14 protein-coding genes are annotated in these 16,696 nt (G+C 64.6%); 8 read left to right on the top strand and 6 right to left on the bottom strand.

The annotated features are described in order from the left end of the window. Positions 1–217: 217 nt before the first annotated feature. Complete coding sequence (locus B7G54_RS09070; protein ID WP_085038775.1) at positions 218–1,639, bottom strand: aminotransferase-like domain-containing protein; 1,422 nt, start codon at positions 1,637–1,639, stop codon at positions 218–220. Between the two features lie 276 nt (positions 1,640–1,915). On the opposite strand from B7G54_RS09070, the gene B7G54_RS09065 reads away from it, so the two are divergent. Continuing rightward, on the top strand, positions 1,916–3,328 hold the full coding sequence (locus B7G54_RS09065; protein WP_085038774.1) for a discoidin domain-containing protein: 1,413 nt from the start codon (positions 1,916–1,918) through the stop codon (positions 3,326–3,328). A gap of 74 nt (positions 3,329–3,402) precedes the next feature. Here B7G54_RS09065 and B7G54_RS09060 read toward each other — a convergent pair whose 3' ends face one another. The 5 genes from B7G54_RS09060 to B7G54_RS09040 all read right to left on the bottom strand — a co-directional run bounded on the left by B7G54_RS09060 (position 3,403) and on the right by B7G54_RS09040 (position 7,252). Beyond that, positions 3,403–3,852 (bottom strand): hypothetical protein, encoded by a 450-nt coding sequence (locus tag B7G54_RS09060; protein ID WP_085038773.1) that lies wholly within the window; start codon positions 3,850–3,852, stop codon positions 3,403–3,405. Continuing rightward, positions 3,842–4,489, bottom strand: a complete 648-nt coding sequence (locus B7G54_RS09055) for a M35 family metalloendopeptidase (protein ID WP_085038862.1) — start codon at positions 4,487–4,489, stop codon at positions 3,842–3,844. Before B7G54_RS09055 ends, B7G54_RS09060 begins: the two co-directional genes overlap by 11 nt. Before the next feature lie 4 nt (positions 4,490–4,493). Beyond that, complete coding sequence (locus B7G54_RS09050; RefSeq protein WP_085038772.1) at positions 4,494–5,030, bottom strand: PAAR domain-containing protein; 537 nt, start codon at positions 5,028–5,030, stop codon at positions 4,494–4,496. A 10-nt stretch (positions 5,031–5,040) separates the two neighbouring features. Further along, entirely contained in the window at positions 5,041–5,703 is a 663-nt protein-coding gene (locus B7G54_RS09045) for a hypothetical protein (RefSeq protein WP_244289304.1), read from the bottom strand. 520 nt (positions 5,704–6,223) lie between these two features. Continuing rightward, positions 6,224–7,252, bottom strand: coding sequence for a GlxA family transcriptional regulator (locus B7G54_RS09040; RefSeq protein WP_085038770.1), 1,029 nt, complete (start codon positions 7,250–7,252; stop codon positions 6,224–6,226). A 448-nt stretch (positions 7,253–7,700) separates the two neighbouring features. Between B7G54_RS09040 and B7G54_RS09030 the strand changes: the two genes are divergently transcribed. The 7 genes from B7G54_RS09030 (at position 7,701) to B7G54_RS09000 (ending at position 16,677) form a co-directional block, all read left to right on the top strand. Continuing rightward, positions 7,701–8,975, top strand: a complete 1,275-nt coding sequence (locus tag B7G54_RS09030) for a serine hydroxymethyltransferase (protein ID WP_085038768.1) — start codon at positions 7,701–7,703, stop codon at positions 8,973–8,975. Between the two features lie 31 nt (positions 8,976–9,006). Next, the gene (locus tag B7G54_RS09025) at positions 9,007–9,978 is read left to right on the top strand and encodes a dipeptidase (protein WP_085038767.1); all 972 of its coding nucleotides are present in this window, start codon (positions 9,007–9,009) and stop codon (positions 9,976–9,978) included. A gap of 142 nt (positions 9,979–10,120) precedes the next feature. Next, positions 10,121–10,654, top strand: coding sequence for a DUF5943 domain-containing protein (locus tag B7G54_RS09020; protein ID WP_085038766.1), 534 nt, complete (start codon positions 10,121–10,123; stop codon positions 10,652–10,654). A gap of 74 nt (positions 10,655–10,728) precedes the next feature. After that, positions 10,729–12,792 carry an NADH:flavin oxidoreductase gene (locus B7G54_RS09015; RefSeq protein WP_085038765.1) on the top strand — a complete coding sequence of 688 codons (2,064 nt, stop codon included), beginning with the start codon at positions 10,729–10,731 and terminating at the stop codon, positions 12,790–12,792. Between the two features lie 3 nt (positions 12,793–12,795). Further along, positions 12,796–14,721 carry a (Fe-S)-binding protein gene (locus tag B7G54_RS09010; protein ID WP_085038764.1) on the top strand — a complete coding sequence of 642 codons (1,926 nt, stop codon included), beginning with the start codon at positions 12,796–12,798 and terminating at the stop codon, positions 14,719–14,721. Between the two features lie 4 nt (positions 14,722–14,725). Beyond that, positions 14,726–15,895, top strand: a complete 1,170-nt coding sequence (locus B7G54_RS09005) for an electron transfer flavoprotein subunit alpha/FixB family protein (protein WP_085038763.1) — start codon at positions 14,726–14,728, stop codon at positions 15,893–15,895. After that, positions 15,892–16,677, top strand: a complete 786-nt coding sequence (locus B7G54_RS09000; protein ID WP_085038762.1) for an electron transfer flavoprotein subunit beta/FixA family protein — start codon at positions 15,892–15,894, stop codon at positions 16,675–16,677. The genes B7G54_RS09005 and B7G54_RS09000 overlap by 4 nt, the downstream gene beginning before the upstream one ends. The last annotated feature ends 19 nt before the right edge of the window (positions 16,678–16,696 follow it).

Raw genomic sequence — 16,696 nt, 5'->3', positions numbered from 1 at the left:
CGTCATGATCCTTTCCTGCAAGGCAGCCGATCGGCCCGTGCCGGAATCCGGCGGGGCGTGCGTCGTCGACTGTCGTTCGCATGCGGTGCTCATGGGGCTCTCCGTGACGTCGGCCGCGTGGAACGCGTTCGTCCGCGGCGGCCTTCCGCTTCATTCTTGGTCGTCGGCGCGTGAAACGCAAGGCGCAAGCTGGTCGCCGTGATTCGTCAGATCCGCGCTAGCCGTTCTGCCGCTGCCGGGCCGCGAGTGTCCCGATGGTTTCCATCGCGTGCTCGACGGCCGGCGTCCACGGCCGGCCGTAATTGAGCCGAAGATAGCGGCGAAATCCGCCGGTCGCGGAAAAGATCGGCCCCGGCGCAATGCTGACGCCGCTTTTCATCGCGTCGCCGAACAGGCGCATCGCATCCACGCGCGGCGGCAGTTCGATCCACAGGAAATACCCGCCATGCGGCGCGAACACTTCAGTGCCGGCCGGAAAATACGCGCGCACGGCCGCCAGCATCTGCGCCTGGTGCGCGGCGAGATTGCGGCGCAGTTTGCGCAGGAAGCGGTCGTATGCACCGTCGCGCAGGTAGCTCGAAATCGCCATCTGCGCGGGCACGTCGGCAGCCGGCGCGCTCGCGCCTTTTGCCTGACGGATCTGCGGCACGTAGCGTCCGGCCGCGACCCAGCCGATCCGGAACCCGGGCGCGAGGCATTTCGAGAATGAACCGCAATGCAGGACGAGCCCGCTGTCGTCATACAGCTTGGCGGGGCGCGTGGGTGCCGTGTCGAAATGCAGCTCGCCATAGACGTCGTCCTCGATCAACGGCACGTTGCGTGCCGCGAGCAGGTCGATCAGCGCGCGCTTGCGTTCGTCGGTCAGTGTCGTGCCGGTCGGGTTGTGGAACGATGTCATGAACCAGCACGCGCGCACCGGATGTGTGTCGAGCGCTTTCTCGAGCGCGTCGAGATCGAGGCCCGTGCGCGGGTCGACCGGAATCTCGACGGCCTTCAGGTGCAGGCGCTGCACGGCTTCCAGGACCGCATGGAACGCCGGTCGCTCGATCGCGACAATATCGCCCGGGCGGGTCAGCGCCTGCAGGCTGAGCGTCAGTGCTTCGAGCGCGCCGGTCGTGATGACGATCTCGTCCATCGGCAACGCCGCGCCCGCGTTCAGGTAGCGCAGCGCGATCTGGCGGCGCAGCGCGTCGTGGCCGGGCGGCAAGCCGGACAGCAGTGCCGTGCGATCCATGTTGCGGGCCGCCGACGCCATCGCGCGCCACAGGCTGCTCATCGGGAATAGCGAATAACTGGCGAAGGCCGAGCCGAGCGGAACGATGTCCTCGCATTTGAGGGACTCGAGCAGGCGGAACAGCGCATTGTCGTTGCCGGTTGGCGCGGCGGCCGGTTTGCGGGGCGGTTCATGGCTGAACCGCACGTGCCGGTCTTCGAGGTTCGCAACGAAATAGCCGGACCGTGCCCGCGCGACGATCAGACCCTCGCTTTCGAGCGCGTAGTACGCGCGAAACACGGTGGACGGGCTTACGCCATATGCGCGGCACGCGGCACGCACGGTCGGGATGCGCGCGCCGGGGGCCAGATCTCCACGCCGGATCGACTCGGAAATCGTCCGGGCGAGCCTCGCATAACGCTTCATGCGTGCCTCAAGTCGAGCAGCTTTGTGCCGAAAAAAGAGTAGCACGGCGCGCGCTGCGCCACAGACCTCGTTATCCCGTGATCCGCTTGTTTTTCACGGGCTCTGATCCTGTTTTTCGGCGCGACTTGCTGGCATGCTTTCGCCGCTCGAGCAATCTTTGTTCCCGACATTGACCGATACGGAATTCACGCTGTCCGCCGGCTGATCCGTGGCCCGTACGCCTGTGCGTGCGAGGTCTAGTCAGCGGTGTCATGACCCTAACCGGAAACCTTCAGCGTGAAATCGAACACTCTCGTCGCGGGCCTCGTGGCCGGCCTTGCCTTCAACCTGCTCGGCGGCGCCGCACAGGCCGCCTGCATCAGCAATCCCGCGGCCCAGCCGAACACGACGTTTCCCGCCGCACTGACCGGCAAGCTCGTCTATCACAGCTACGTCAAGTACGGCGACGGCACGAGCCAGCTGTTCCTCTACGACTTCTCGGCCCATACGCTGACGCAACTGAGCAAGAGCACGTGGGGCATCACCGACCCGATGAACGGCGTGTTCAGCCCCGACGGCAAGTGGCTCGCATTCATGGGCATCAGCAACGGCGCATGGAACGTGTTCATGCTGCAGCTCGGTGCCGGCACGCCGCCCGTCAACCTGACCAACAGCACGGGCGCCACGCGCAACGAGGACCCGAAATTCAGCGCGGACGGCAAGACCCTCGTGTTCAAGCAGAACGGCGACGTCAAGCAGGCCACGCTGTCGTACACGAGCGCGGGCCCGGTGTTCACGTCGGTCGTGAGCCTGACGAACGCGCCGTCCGGCGCCGAATACTCGATGCCGTTCCTTGCGCCGGATGCGAGCGCCGTGTACTACGCGACCGGCACCGGCGCGAACATGGGGCTGATGAAGCGCACGCTCGCGACCGGTGTCACCGCCTCGTTCGATCAGCCGGCCGGGCTGCAGACGTACTACCCGATCGTGCGCGCGGACGGCATGGTGTTCTACGCGCGCTGGAAAGACAGCGGCCAGGCCGACCAGATCTATACGAAGACGGCAGACCCGGCTTCGACGCCGAACGCACTGCCGATCAACGATTGCGTGAGCAACAACTCGGATCCGGCACCGGTGAACGGCACGAACTACGTGTTCTTCTCGTCGACGACGGCGGGCGGCTATCAGCTCTATGTGGGCGACGCGACGACCGGCCAGCGCTGGAGCCTGTCGCAGTTCGGCGTGAATGCCGACACGACGAAGGCCAAGCTCGGGTCGAGCTACTACGGCGGCCCGGCCGCCGCGCAGCCTACGCTGCTGTCGCAGGGGCATCCGGCTGCCGCGTCGGCGAGCTACAACGCATCGCTCACGCCCGACAAGGCGTTCGACGGGAACACGACGAGCACGCGCTGGGATTCGCCGGAAGGCGCGGGCGTCGATCCGCAATGGATCTCCGTGGATCTCGGCGCGACGAAGACCATCAGCAGCATCGATCTCTACTGGGATGCGGGCGCGCTCGTCTACCAGATCCAGACGTCGAACGACAACGCGAACTGGACGACGGTCTATTCGACGAACAACGGTGTGTCGTACGGCCACGTGACGCTGCCGAACCTGAACGGGCATGGCCGCTACGTGCGGATGCTCGGCACGAAGCGCGCGACGCAGTGGGGGTATTCGCTCGATGAAATGCAGGTGTGGGGATCGTAAGTACTAGCCGGAAGCCGTGAAAGGCACGGGAAGACGGCCCGCGTTGTGCGGGCCGGTAAATGGACCGTGTCGTGTCAGTGCGTCCTGGGTATCGGGTTCAGGTTCGGGCAGCAGTGGTCAGGGCATCCCGGGCTAACGTTCACCTCGACGCGCCGCCCTGACTGCCCGAACTCGTCCGGCTTGAAAATGTGACCCATGAAATCGCTTTTCTCGCCACGAATTGAAAACTGACCCAGAGCGGCCATTACATTTTCCGCCCGTCGTGTGGCAAGCTGCTGTGCGTCCCGCTCGTTTTTTTCAGCCAGTCCGACGAGCCATACCGTATCGATGATAGGAAAGCGCTTGTGCATGTCGCCGGACCACATCGAGAGCCTCGATAGTTCTGTCGAAGAAATCACGCTTGAATCGGTATCGAACGTAATGTCGATGTAGTGGGCCGGCATGTTCGATGAACCATCGCACGCGAGTGCTGCATGCGAACAAATCAAGGTGAGCGCGACGGCGGTCAGGAGTTTAGTCACCATCTACGACATACCCCGCAATGCTGTCGGCGTTGTTGATTGCCAAGGCCGGATGTGATCGTCCCCATTCGGGAAGGAATCGTGTGATTGTGTATTGATCGTCTGTCGATGACATGGTGTCGTGGAAGTGGGTTGCCTCGTGGATGATAGTGGATACGTGAGAATCGGCATTCGCGGTCCACGGACGCATCGTGCAGAATCGCGGGCTGATAGCAATTGTATGTGTTGCTGTATCCGGTGCGCATACGTGCGCCGCTTCCCCTTCGATGCCGACCGGGTTAGGGGTACATCCGGTCGCGAGATCGGCGGCGCTGCCGGTACGGACGACGTTCTTTTCATTGAACGCGCGCACTACCTTGACAACTTTCGTTAATCCCGTCAGTAGGTGTGTTCGTGTTACCTCGTCGTCACGCCCAAACCACTTGAACGCGCGGTCTTTTTCGTACTGAGACCACCTTTGTAAAGAGGCTATGCGCGCATCCAGCTTCTCGACGGCTTTGGCCTGCGCTTTGGCGAACATGGTCCGGAATTCCGAGTTGCTCATGTTTTCGCAGATCGGACGCAAGTCGACATCTGCGAATCGCTGCGAACCCTCGATGGTGTTTGTCGTTGTCTCGGCAACGGTAGTTTGGTTTCCCATCTTTTCAGTCCTCGATGACCAGCGTTAAAATTTGCGCGTCTTCGGTTTGCACGCGTGCGGTACAACCGTGCCGATCGCTCACGCCCGTTGCTAGTACGTTTCCGGATCGATCCTTGATCCAATAGCGCACGTTGCTTAATCGCTGCTTTGTCCGCACGTCACGGATCACGAATTGGTCGTCGTGGATACCGGGTGCAGCCATGTGCCGCGTGGGTGCCAGTGCCGAACCCGCAGCGAACGGGTTCGCTGCATTTCCGCTACCGCTGCCTCCATAAAAAATCGTGCTGTCGCTCCCCGCGATCAGTCGGTTTCGCCCGCATGGACACAATACGGCGTCACCCTCCAGCGCAACACGTCGCCCGTGGTGAATCATGCGCTGTGCGCCGCCCACTATCGGGAACGCCCCTTCGCAATTTCCGCATGTCGCCTTGTCGCCATCCACGGCGACCTGTTTGCCGTGGTTGAACATCGTAGACGTCACCGCGATGACGATACCGCCCGTTGTCGTCGGATCGCCATTCCTCACTGCTCGTCGACTCATGGTTGTTTCCTCAATCGAAGTTGATAAAGATCCAGTCGACCGACTCGGGGTCGTAAATGGCGTATTGATCGATCTCCGCGCCTTCAATGGCGACGGTCGGCGGCATATGTGCCGATGCCTCGGCCTCTGCATCGGCTATTTGCTCGGCGGTCCATGTATCCATCATGTCGAGCGTCTTGCTGAACTCGGATAGTCCGGCTCGTGAATAGGCGGTTTCAATTCGATCGACCACGCTGTCGGGGAAGCGGATGGTGAAGTGGTCGCGATGCTCGGCCGGAACGTCGAAGGATGCAAAGGTGTAGGTCATCAACGGATAGCCTGCATCGGAAACCACCAGACGGCCCCCGGTCGCCGCATACGCATAGTTCACGGCGATCAACAGTCGGCCATGCTGTTCCATGAAATGACGGGTGTCGACCTGCCGGAAATCGATTGGCCAGAAGTGGTCATCGTCGCGCGCAAGCGTCCGCGAACCCATGACTGCATCAACGGGTGAAAGGTAGGTGCAAATGAACGGATCAATCGTGCAGATCATTTGCATGTTGCCGCTATCTGCTGAATCGATTGCGCCGGGCGCATGGGGCTGCGTGGTGCCTAAATGCTGAACCATCGCGTAAAGCCGGATCGACGAATGAAGAAAATATGGACAATTGGCTTGTTCTTTTTCTGTCATAGGCTCGGATATCTCATGCATGAACGAGCTATGAACGTTCGCCGGGAATGGTCGTCGTGTCTATCGGACGAGTATGATTTTAGTTTGGATTTCGACTGAAACGAGAAGCCATGACAATTGACAATATTGAGTAAGCGCCAATTAATCAATTTCGGAGGGCGTGCTGTACTTTGAATAAGCGCCTCGCAAAAGTTTCCCTCCAGCTTCAAACGCATGATCGCGCTTATCGTCGCGACGGGCGACAGCGGGCGCGATTGCGCGACGGAATCGGAACGTCTGCTATCGGGAATTGCCAGGCACGGACGAGCGGCGTGTTGGGTGCGACGTCCGCCTATTTCCGGAGAACGCCTTCTTGTAACCGTAGCGCACCGGGAAGAGGTAAATCGGTGATTACAGTGGTAATGCCGTCAGGTGAAGCGGCGCGAAAGCATCGCGCCGGCGGATTAAAACGCCTGCTCAGCGTTTGCGATTCTAGGCTTCAGTCTCAAGACTGCATGACTTTTACCGCCCAGCGCCTGCCTCACGCATGTAGTACATGAGCAGGAAACGCGGGGCCGGCCGCGCTCGCCGCGCCCTGCGCGAGCGGCGCGACCTGCTTGCGGCGTTCGCGTGTCGGCGCGACGCCGAACGCGTCGCGATAGCTTTTGCTGAAGTGGCACGCCGACTGGAAGCCGCACGCCATCGTGATGTGCATGATCGACATGTCGGTCTGCAGCAGTAGCTCGCGTGCGCGGCGCAGCCGCAGCGTCAGGTAGTAATGCGTCGGCGTCATCCCGAGGTGTTCGCGGAACAGGCGCTGCAGTTGCCGCTGCGACATGTTCGCGAGCCGCGCGAGCTCCTCGCGCGACAGCGGCTCCTCGATATTGTTCTCCATCAGCGAGATCACTTCGAACAGCGACTTGTTCGCCGAGCCGAGGCGCGCGACGAGCGGCATGCGTTGCTGCGCGCTCGTGTCGCGCACGTGTTCGACGATGAACTGCTCGGCGATCTGCGTGACGCGCGCGGTGCCCACGCGCGCGGCGATCAGGTTCAGCATCATGTCGAGCGGCGCGACGCCGCCCGTGCACGTGATGCGGTCGCGGTCGATCACGAACAGTTCCTTCAGGAAGCGCGTGTCCGGAAACTCTTCCTTCAGCGCCGACATGTTCTCCCAGTGGATCGCGCACGCGTAACCCGCGAGCAGCCCCGACTTCGCGAGCGCATAGGTGCCCGTGCACAGGCTGCCGAGCGGGATGCCCGAGCGCGCGAAGCGGCGCAGCGTCGACAGATGGGCGGGCGTGGTCGCGCGCTGCACGTCGACGCCGCCGCACACGAACACGATGTCGGGCTGCCCCACGCATTCGGCCGGGCCCGTGTCGACCGTCAGGCCGTTGCTCGCGGTGACCGGGCCGCCATCCGGGCTGATGACCGACCAGCGGTAGAGCGGCTGGCCGCTCAGGTAGTTCGCCATCCGAAGCACCTCGATCGCATTGGTGAACGCGATCATCGTGAAGTTCGGTAACGGCATGAACGCGAAGTGGGACAGCGACGCTGTGCGGTCGGGGGACATGGGGAGCGTTCCTTGAATCTCTAATAGCTTTACGCCCGAGGGGCACGGATCGGGCTGCGACATTGTGTGAGCCAGCGCAACAAGCGTGCCATACGGCTAAACCCTAGCTCCATACGTTGCTTGGCTCAAAGCCCCATGCTGCACTGCACCGTAAACGGGACGTGCTGCACTTCGACCGGGCGGCAAACGCACAGCTGAAGTGCGTGTCCATAGGTGAACGGCCGACGCCGTTTTGGTTGGTCATCCGAAAAAGCACGACCGGTCACTTGTATAAAACGGACGCGGATGGCGGAAAAGGCAAAGAACGCGTCTAAATTCATCAATCCGCCGAAAATCCGAACGACAAGAATAGAGCCGTCGGCAGCCTTGTACGGGACGAGCGGGAAACCCAGGCAGGGCGGGCCTTGAGCTTCGGTTTCAGCCCCTTATTCTTCGTCACGGACGCACTATGTCGAACACCCAGCCTTTCTTCTCGCAGCCCCTTGCCGAGCGCGACGCGCCGGTGCGCAGCGCCATCCTGAAGGAACTCGAGCGTCAGCAGTCGCAGGTCGAGCTGATCGCGTCGGAAAACATCGTGTCGCGTGCCGTGCTCGAGGCGCAGGGCTCGGTGCTGACCAACAAGTACGCGGAAGGCTATCCCGGCAAGCGCTACTACGGCGGCTGCGAATTCGCGGACGAAGTCGAGGCGCTGGCAATCGAGCGCGTGAAGAAGATCTTCAATGCCGGCTATGCGAACGTGCAGCCGCACTCGGGCGCGCAGGCGAACGGCTCGGTGATGCTCGCGCTGGCCAAGCCGGGCGACACGGTGCTCGGCATGTCGCTCGACGCGGGCGGCCACCTGACGCACGGCGCGAAGCCGGCGCTGTCGGGCAAGTGGTTCAACGCGGTCCAGTACGGTGTGAACCGCGACACGATGCGGATCGACTACGATCAGGTCGAAGCACTCGCGCACGAGCACAAGCCGAACCTGATCATCGCCGGTTTCTCGGCATACCCGCGTGCGCTCGACTTCGCGCGCTTCCGTGCGATCGCCGACAGCGTCGGCGCGAAGCTGATGGTCGACATGGCGCACATCGCCGGCGTGATCGCCGCGGGCCGCCATGCGAACCCGGTCGAGCATGCGCACGTCGTCACGTCGACCACCCACAAGACGCTGCGCGGCCCGCGCGGCGGCTTCGTGCTGACCAACGACGAGGAGATCGCGAAGAAGATCAACTCGGCCGTGTTCCCCGGCCTGCAAGGCGGCCCGCTGATGCACGTGATCGCCGGCAAGGCCGTCGCGTTCGGCGAAGTGCTGCACGCGGACTTCAAGACCTACATCGACAACGTGCTCGCGAACGCGCAGGCGCTTGGCGAAGTGCTGAAGGCGGGCGGCGTCGATCTCGTCACGGGCGGCACCGACAACCACCTGCTGCTGGTCGACCTGCGCCCGAAGGGCCTGAAGGGCGCGCCGGTCGAGCAGGCGCTGGAACGCGCGGGCATCACCTGCAACAAGAACGGCATCCCGTTCGACACCGAGAAGCCGACCGTCACGTCGGGCATCCGTCTCGGCACGCCGGCCGGCACGACGCGCGGTTTCGGCGTCGCGGAATTCCGTGAAGTCGGCCGCCTGATCCTCGAAGTGTTCGACGCGCTGCGCGCGAACCCGGAAGGCGACCACGCGACCGAACAGCGCGTGCGCCGCGAGATCTTCGCGTTGTGCGAACGCTTCCCGATCTATTGATCCGACCGACCCGACAATACTGGAGCAACACATGAGCTCGCTGCATCAAGACAGCATCATCATCGACGGGCTGAACATCTCGAAGTTCGAGAAGCCGGTGTTCGAAGACATGCGCAAGGGTGGCATCACCGCCGCGAACTGCACGGTGTCGGTGTGGGAGAACTTCACCAAGACCGTCGACAACATCGGCGTGATGAAGAAGAAGATCCGCGACAACAGCGAGCTGCTGACGCTGGTGCGCACGACGGAAGACATCTTCCGCGCGAAGAAGGAAGACAAGACCGGCGTGATCCTCGGTTTCCAGAACGCGCATGCGTTCGAGGACAACATCGGCTACATCGAGGCGTTCGCCGACATGGGCGTGCGCGTGGTGCAGCTCTGCTACAACACGCAGAACCTGGTTGGTACCGGTTGCTACGAGCGTGACGGCGGGCTGTCGGACTTCGGCCGCGAAGTGATCACCGAGATGAACCGCGTCGGCATCATGGTCGACCTGTCGCACGTAGGCGGCAACACGTCGTCGGAAGCGATCGCGTTCTCGAAGAAGCCGGTGTGCTATTCGCACTGCCTGCCGTCGGGCCTGAAGGAGCATCCGCGCAACAAGAGCGACGAACAGCTGAAGGAGATCGCCGATGCGGGCGGCTTCGTCGGCGTGACGATGTTCGCGCCGTTCCTGAAGCGCGGGATCGAAGCGAACATCGACGACTACATCGAGGCGATCGACTACGTCGTGAACCTGATCGGCGAAGACGCGGTCGGCATCGGCACGGACTTCACGCAGGATTTCGCGAAGGAATTCTTCGACATGCTGACGCATGACAAGGGCCGCTATCGCCAGCTGACGAACTTCGGCAAGGTGATCAACCCGGACGGCATCCGCACGATCGGCGAATTCCCGAACCTCACGGCCGCGATGGAACGCCACGGCTGGAAGGAGTCGCGTATCCGCAAGATCATGGGCGAGAACTGGGTGCGCGTGTTCAAGGACGTGTGGGGCGCGTAAGCGCCGCGAACGCCAGACCGCTTCACCGCTAGCGATTCAACAAGAAAAATCGGGACGTGCCCGTGCAAGCCGCACGGGCACGCGGACGATGTCGCGCCTGCGCACTGAGCCGCGCGGCCAATTTCCTCACGGAGTCACCACGATGCAACCGCAACTGCCGATCAACGTCGATCCCGATACCGGCGTCTGGACCACCGACGCGCTGCCGATGCTGTACGTGCCGCGCCACTTCTTCACGAACAACCACGTCGCCGTCGAGGAAGCGCTCGGCGTCGAAGCGTATGCCGAGATTCTCTACAAGGCCGGCTACAAGTCCGCTTACCACTGGTGCGACAAGGAAGCCAAGCAGCATGGGCTGACCGGCATGGCCGTGTTCGAGCATTACCTGAAGCGCCTGTCGCAGCGCGGCTGGGGCCTGTTCTCGATCATCGAGGCCGATCCGGCCAGCGCGCGCGCCAGGATCGAGCTGCGCCACTCGTCGTTCGTGCTCCAGCAGCCGGGCAAGGAAGGCAAGCTCTGCTACATGTTCGCGGGCTGGTTCGCCGGTGCGATGGACTGGGTCAACGACACGACGCCGGAAGGCAAGGGCGCACCGCGTGCGCAGTCGAAGGAAGTGCAGTGCGCGGCCGAGCATCACGACCACTGCGTCTTCGAAGTGTCGCCGATCGCGCACTGATGCGCTGACGTAACGGCACAGCAACACAACAACACCCGCAACACGAGACATTCGAACGCCAGAGGTCGCCTGCGATGCGTTATCCCCACCTGTTCAAACCCATGCAGCTGAACCAGCTGACGCTGCGCAACCGGATCGTCAGCACCGCGCATGCGGAGGTGTATGCCGAGCCGGGCGGCCTGCCGGGCGACCGCTATATCCGCTACTACGAAGAAAAGGCCAAGGGCGGCGTGGGCCTCGCGATCTGCGGCGGATCGAGCCCGGTGTCGATCGACAGCCCGCAGGGCTGGTGGAAATCGGTGAACCTGTCGACCGACAAGATCATCGATCCGCTCACGCGCCTCGCCGACACGATGCACAAGCACGGCGCGAAGATCATGATCCAGGCGACGCACATGGGCCGTCGCTCGTCGTTCCACGGCGAGCACTGGCCGCACCTGATGTCGCCGTCGGGCGTGCGCGAGCCGGTGCACCGCGGCAACGCGAAGATCATCGAGATCGAGGAAATCCGCCGCATCATCGGCGATTTCGCGGCGGCTGCGAAGCGCGTGAAAGCAGCCGGCATGGACGGCATCGAGATCTCGGCCGCCCACCAGCACCTGATCGACCAGTTCTGGAGCAAGCGCTCGAACCACCGTACCGACGAATGGGGCGGCAGCCTGGAGAACCGCCTGCGCTTCGGCATCGAAGTGCTGACGGCCGTGCGCGAGGCGGTGGGCAAGGACTTCTGCGTCGGCCTGCGCATGTGCGGCGACGAATTCCACGAAGACGGCCTCGATCACGAAGCGCTGAAGGAAATCGCGCAGGCGATGTCGGAGACGGGCCTGATCGACTACCTGAGCGTGGTCGGCTCGGGCGGCGATACGCACAACACGATCGCCAACTGCATGCCGCCGATGGCGCTGCCGCCGGAGCCGTTCGTGCACCTCGCGGCCGGTATCAAGTCGGTCGTGAAGATCCCGGTGATGCACGCGCAGAGCATCCGCGATGCGGGCCAGGCCGAGCGCCTGCTCGCGACCGGCATGATCGACCTGGTCGGCATGACGCGCGCGCAGATCGCCGATCCGCACATGGTGATCAAGATCCGCGACGGCCGCGAAGACGAAATCAAGCAGTGCGTCGGCGCGAACTACTGCATCGACCGTCAGTACAACGGCCTCGACGTGCTGTGCATCCAGAACGCGGCGACGTCGCGCGAATCGACGATGCCGCACATCATCGAGAAGTCGCGCGGCCCGAAGCGCAAGGTCGTGGTGGTCGGCGCGGGCCCGGCGGGCCTCGAGGCGGCGCGCGTCGCGAAGCTGCGCGGCCACGACGTCGTGCTGTTCGAGAAGAACGCCGAAGTGGGCGGGCAGGTGATGATCGCCGCGAAGGCGCCGCAGCGCGAACAGATGTCGGGGATCATCCGCTGGTTCGACATGGAAACGAAGCGCCTGGGCGTCGACCGCCGTCTCGGCGTGGCCGCCGACGAGAAGATGATCATGGCCGAGAAGCCGGACATCGTCGTGCTCGCGACCGGCGGGTCGAGCTTCACGTGGCAGGTGCCGGGCTGGGGCGTGGCCGAGGGGCTGGCCGTGAGCTCGTGGGACATCCTGACCGGCAAGGTCGAGCCGAAGCAGAACGTGCTGCTGTTCGACGGCGTGAGCACGCATGCGGGCGCCGGCGTGGCCGACTTCATGGCGAGCCGCGGCTCGAAGGTCGAGGTCGTCACGCCGGACGTGAAGGTGGCCGACGATTGCGGCGGCACGACGTTCCCGATCTTCTATCGCCGCCTGTACGCGTTCGGCGTGATCCCGACGCCGAATACGATGCTCGATCGCGTCTATGAAGAGGATGGCAAGCTGATCGCCGTGCTGCGCAACGAGTACACGGAAGAACTGGAAGAGCGCGCCGTCGACCAGGTGGTGATCGAGAACGGTTCGTCGCCGAACGACGAGCTGTACTGGAAGCTCAAGCCGGAATCGCTGAACCGCGGCCAGATCGATCCGCACACGCTGTTCGCGGCCGAGCCGCAGCCGTGCCTGTCGGAAGAGCTCGGCAACGGCCGCTTCCTGCTGTTCCGTGTCGGCGACTGCATCTCGATGCACAACGTCCACGGGGCGATCTACGACTCGCTGCGTCTCGTGAAGGATTTCTAAAAGATGAACCCGTCCTTCCTCATTACCGCCCTGTTGTGGCTGTCGGTGGCGGGGCTCGCGTTCGCGGTCGCGAAGCGCTCGTCCTACTGGCGTCTCGGCCGGGCCACGGCGCCCGGCTCGTTCGGTGTCGCCAACCTGTTCGCGATTCCGAAGCGCTATTTCGTCGACCTGCACCACGTGGTCGCCCGTGATCCGTACATCGCGAAGACGCACGTCGCGACGGCTGGCGGCGCGATCGGCGCGCTCGCGCTGGTGTTCATCAACTACGGCCTCGCGATCTACTCGCCGTGGCTCGACAAGCTGATCTTCCTCGCGGCGCTCGCGATGCTGGTCGGCGCGGTGTTCGTGTGGCGCCGGCGCGCGGCGAAGGACGTGCCGGCCCGCCTGTCGCGCGGCCCGTGGAATACGCTGCCCTGGCTGCTCGGCTCGTTCGCGCTCGGCCTCGTGCTGTTCATGCTGGTGCCGACCGGCGCGATGTCGGGCGCGTTCGCGGTGCTCTGCGCGCTGCTGATCGGCGTCGGTGCATTCACGATGACGGTCGGCGCCGCGAAGGGCGGCCCGATGAAGCATGCGATCGCCGGCCTGCTGCACCTGGCATTCCACCCGCGCCAGGAACGTTTCGCCGCCACGCGCGAATCGTTCACGGGCAACGGTACGGCCACGCCGCCGACCGCGCTGAAGCTGCCGGACATCGAGCATCAGGAGTACGGCGTCGAGAAGCCGGTCGAATTCCGCTGGAACCAGCTGCTGAGCTTCGATGCGTGCGTGCAGTGCGGCAAGTGCGAAGCCGCGTGCCCCGCGTTCGCGTCGGGCCAGCCGCTGAACCCGAAGAAGCTGATCCAGGATCTCGTGGTCGGGATGGCCGGCGGCACCGATGCAGCGTACGCGGGCAGCCCGTCGCCGGGCCTCGCGGTCGGCCAGCATCGCGGTGAGCCGAACGGCCCGATCGTGTCGGGCCTGATCGAAGAACAGACGCTGTGGTCGTGCACGACCTGCCGCGCCTGCGTGCAGGAGTGCCCGATGCTGATCGAGCACGTCGATGCGATCGTCGACATGCGCCGCAACCGCACGCTCGTGCACGGCACGGTGCCGGGCAAGGGCCAGGAAGTGCTCGCGAACCTGCGCGAGACGGGCACGATGGGCGGCTACGACACGGCCGCGCGCTACGACTGGTCGGTCGACCTGAGCGCGCCCGTCGCACAGCCCGGCAAGCCGGTCGACGTGCTGTTCGTCGCGGGCGAAGGGGCGTTCGACATGCGCTACCAGCGCACGCTGCGCGCGTTCGTCAAGGTGCTGAACAAAGCGGGCGTCGACTATGCGGTGCTCGGCTCGACCGAAACCGACACGGGCGACGTCGCACGCCGGCTCGGCGACGAAGCGACGTTCCAGCAGATGGCGAAGCGCCTGATCGGCACGCTCGACGCGCTGTCGTACAAGCAGATCGTGACGGCCGACCCGCACGTGATGCACAGCCTGCGCAACGAATACCGTGCGCTCGGGCTGCGCGTGACGGTCAAGCACCATACGACCTACCTCGCCGAACTCGCCGACAGCGGCAAGATCGCGCCGAAGGCCGTCGAGGCGCTGCAGGATAAGCGCACGACGTATCACGACCCGTGCTACCTCGGCCGCTACAACGGCGAGACGGAAGCGCCGCGCAAGCTGCTGAAGACGATCGGCATCCAGGTCGTGGAGATGGAGCGCAACGGCATGCGCGGCCGCTGCTGCGGCGGTGGCGGCGGTGCGCCGCTGACCGATATCCCGGGCAAGCAGCGCATTCCCGACATCCGCATCGCCGATGCGCGCACGATTGGCGCGGACGTGGTCGCGGTTGCGTGCCCGAACTGCACGGCCATGCTCGAAGGCGTCGTGGGCCCGCGCCCCGACGTGCTCGACGTCGCCGAACTCGTTGCCGCCTCGCTGGAGTGAATCGATGAATACGATCAAACGAATCGATCCGCGCCGGCCGTTCATCATCACGGCCGCCGGCCTGAAGCGCATCACGCTCGGCGAGGAAGGCAGCGCCGATGCGAATGCCGCGCACTGGTCCGCGCACGGCCACGGCGCAGCGGCCGCGAAGCCACGCCGCGCGGTGCAGGATCCGAAGCACGTGATGCTGGTGGTCGCGCACAGCGAACGTGGCGCACTCGACGATCATTCGCGGCAGGCGATCGCCGCCGCGGCGTTGCTCGCCGACGCACAGACCGAAGTCGCGCTGCTCGCGTTCGGCGAACTGAAGGACGACGTGGCCGAACTGGGCGTCGACAAGCTGCTTGAACTCGCCGGCTTCGATCGCCGCGCGTTCGACCCTGAAAGCGAATTGCAAGCGCTGCAGGCCTGCGCTGCGGCGCTCGCGCCGAAACACGTGTTCGTGCCCGACAACGCGACGGGCGACGGCGATCTCGGCCGGCGTTACGCGGCGGCCGCCGGCGCGAGCGTCGCGACCCACGTCGTCGAGATCGACGCGAAGCATGTCGGCGCGTATGCGCAGGCCGGGCGCGCCTTTGCCACCCGTGCGCTGCCCGACGTGATCCTGCTCGCGCAGAACGCGGTCGACGCGAAGCTGCCGTTCGTCGGCGCAGGCGAGCGTCTCGCCACCGATTTCATCCGTCCGGCGCATGACGCCGTGCAGCCGTACCGCGATCTCGGTCTCGACGAAATCGATGCGGCCCAGGTCGCGCTCGAGGAAGCCGATTTCATCGTGTCGGCCGGCAACGGCGTGTCCGACATCGGCGCGTTCGAGCGGCTGGCCGGCGCGTTCGGAGCAGCGATCGGCGCGAGCCGCGTCGCGGTCGACAACGGCCACTTCACGCGCGACAAGCAGGTCGGCGCCACCGGCAAGACGGTCGAGGCGAGCGTGTACATCGCGTTCGGTATCTCGGGCGCGGTGCAGCACCTGCAGGGGATCAAGGACTGCCGCCACGTGATCGCGGTGAACCTCGACGGCAGCGCGCCGATCGCGAAGCGCGCGAACCTGACGGTGGTGGGCGACGCGCAGGGCACGATTGCCGCGCTGATCGAACAGGTGCAGGCCGCGCGCGCCGCGCGTGGAGAGTCGCCGGCCGCGGTCGGCAATCGTGAACCGGAAGGAGTCGCCGCATGAACGCCCCCCGCCAGTTGCAACGCATCGCGGTGCTCGTGTCCGTCGGCCGCCATCCGGTCAGCGGCGTCGCGCGCTATAGCCGCAACGACGCGGCTGCGCTCGAAACCGGCCGCCAGCTCGCGGAGCGGCATCGCGCGAAGCTCGACGTGATCCATGCGGGCGACCCTGCGAATGCGGCGCTTGCCGAATATCTCGCGCTCGGCGCACGGGAGGTCGAGGTGCTGGCCTGCCGCGACGGCGACGATGCCGTGCATGCGCTCGCCGCACGCGTCGAAGGCTATGACCTCGTGCTGACCGGCACGCGCGCCGAGGGCGCGTACGACACCGGCATGCTGCCGTATCGCATCGCCGCGGCGCTCGGCTATCCGCTGGTTGGCTCGGCCGTCGACGTGACGGTCGACGGCGGCCGCGTGGCCGTCCGGCAATTTTTGCCGAAAGGGCTGCGGCGGCGCGTCGACGCGGCGCTGCCGGCCGTCGTCGCCGTCCATCCGCTCGCCAATGCCGAGCCGCGCTACGCGTATGCGCGGCTGCGCGCCGGTGCGATTCGGCCCGCACTCGCGGCGCCCGGCGCGGACGCCGATGCAGCCGCGTGGACGGTCGGCCCGATCGAGCGTAAACCCGTAAAGCTGGTCGCCGCCGAGAAGCGCTCCGGGCATGCCCGGATGCTGTCCGCGACGACGACCGAAAGCCGTGGCGGCAACGTCGTAAATGAAGGGAGTTCGGTCGAAAAAGCACAAGTGATCCTCGCGTATTTGCGCGAGCATCAGCTCATCGACTACTGATTTTGATGCCTGTCGGCAA

It is taken from the genome of Burkholderia puraquae (genome assembly GCF_002099195.1).
In the GTDB taxonomy this organism is placed as follows: Bacteria; Pseudomonadota; Gammaproteobacteria; order Burkholderiales; family Burkholderiaceae; genus Burkholderia; species Burkholderia puraquae.
The sequence above is the reverse complement of the archived record's forward strand: the minus strand, read 5'-3'. Positions and strand labels throughout refer to the sequence as shown.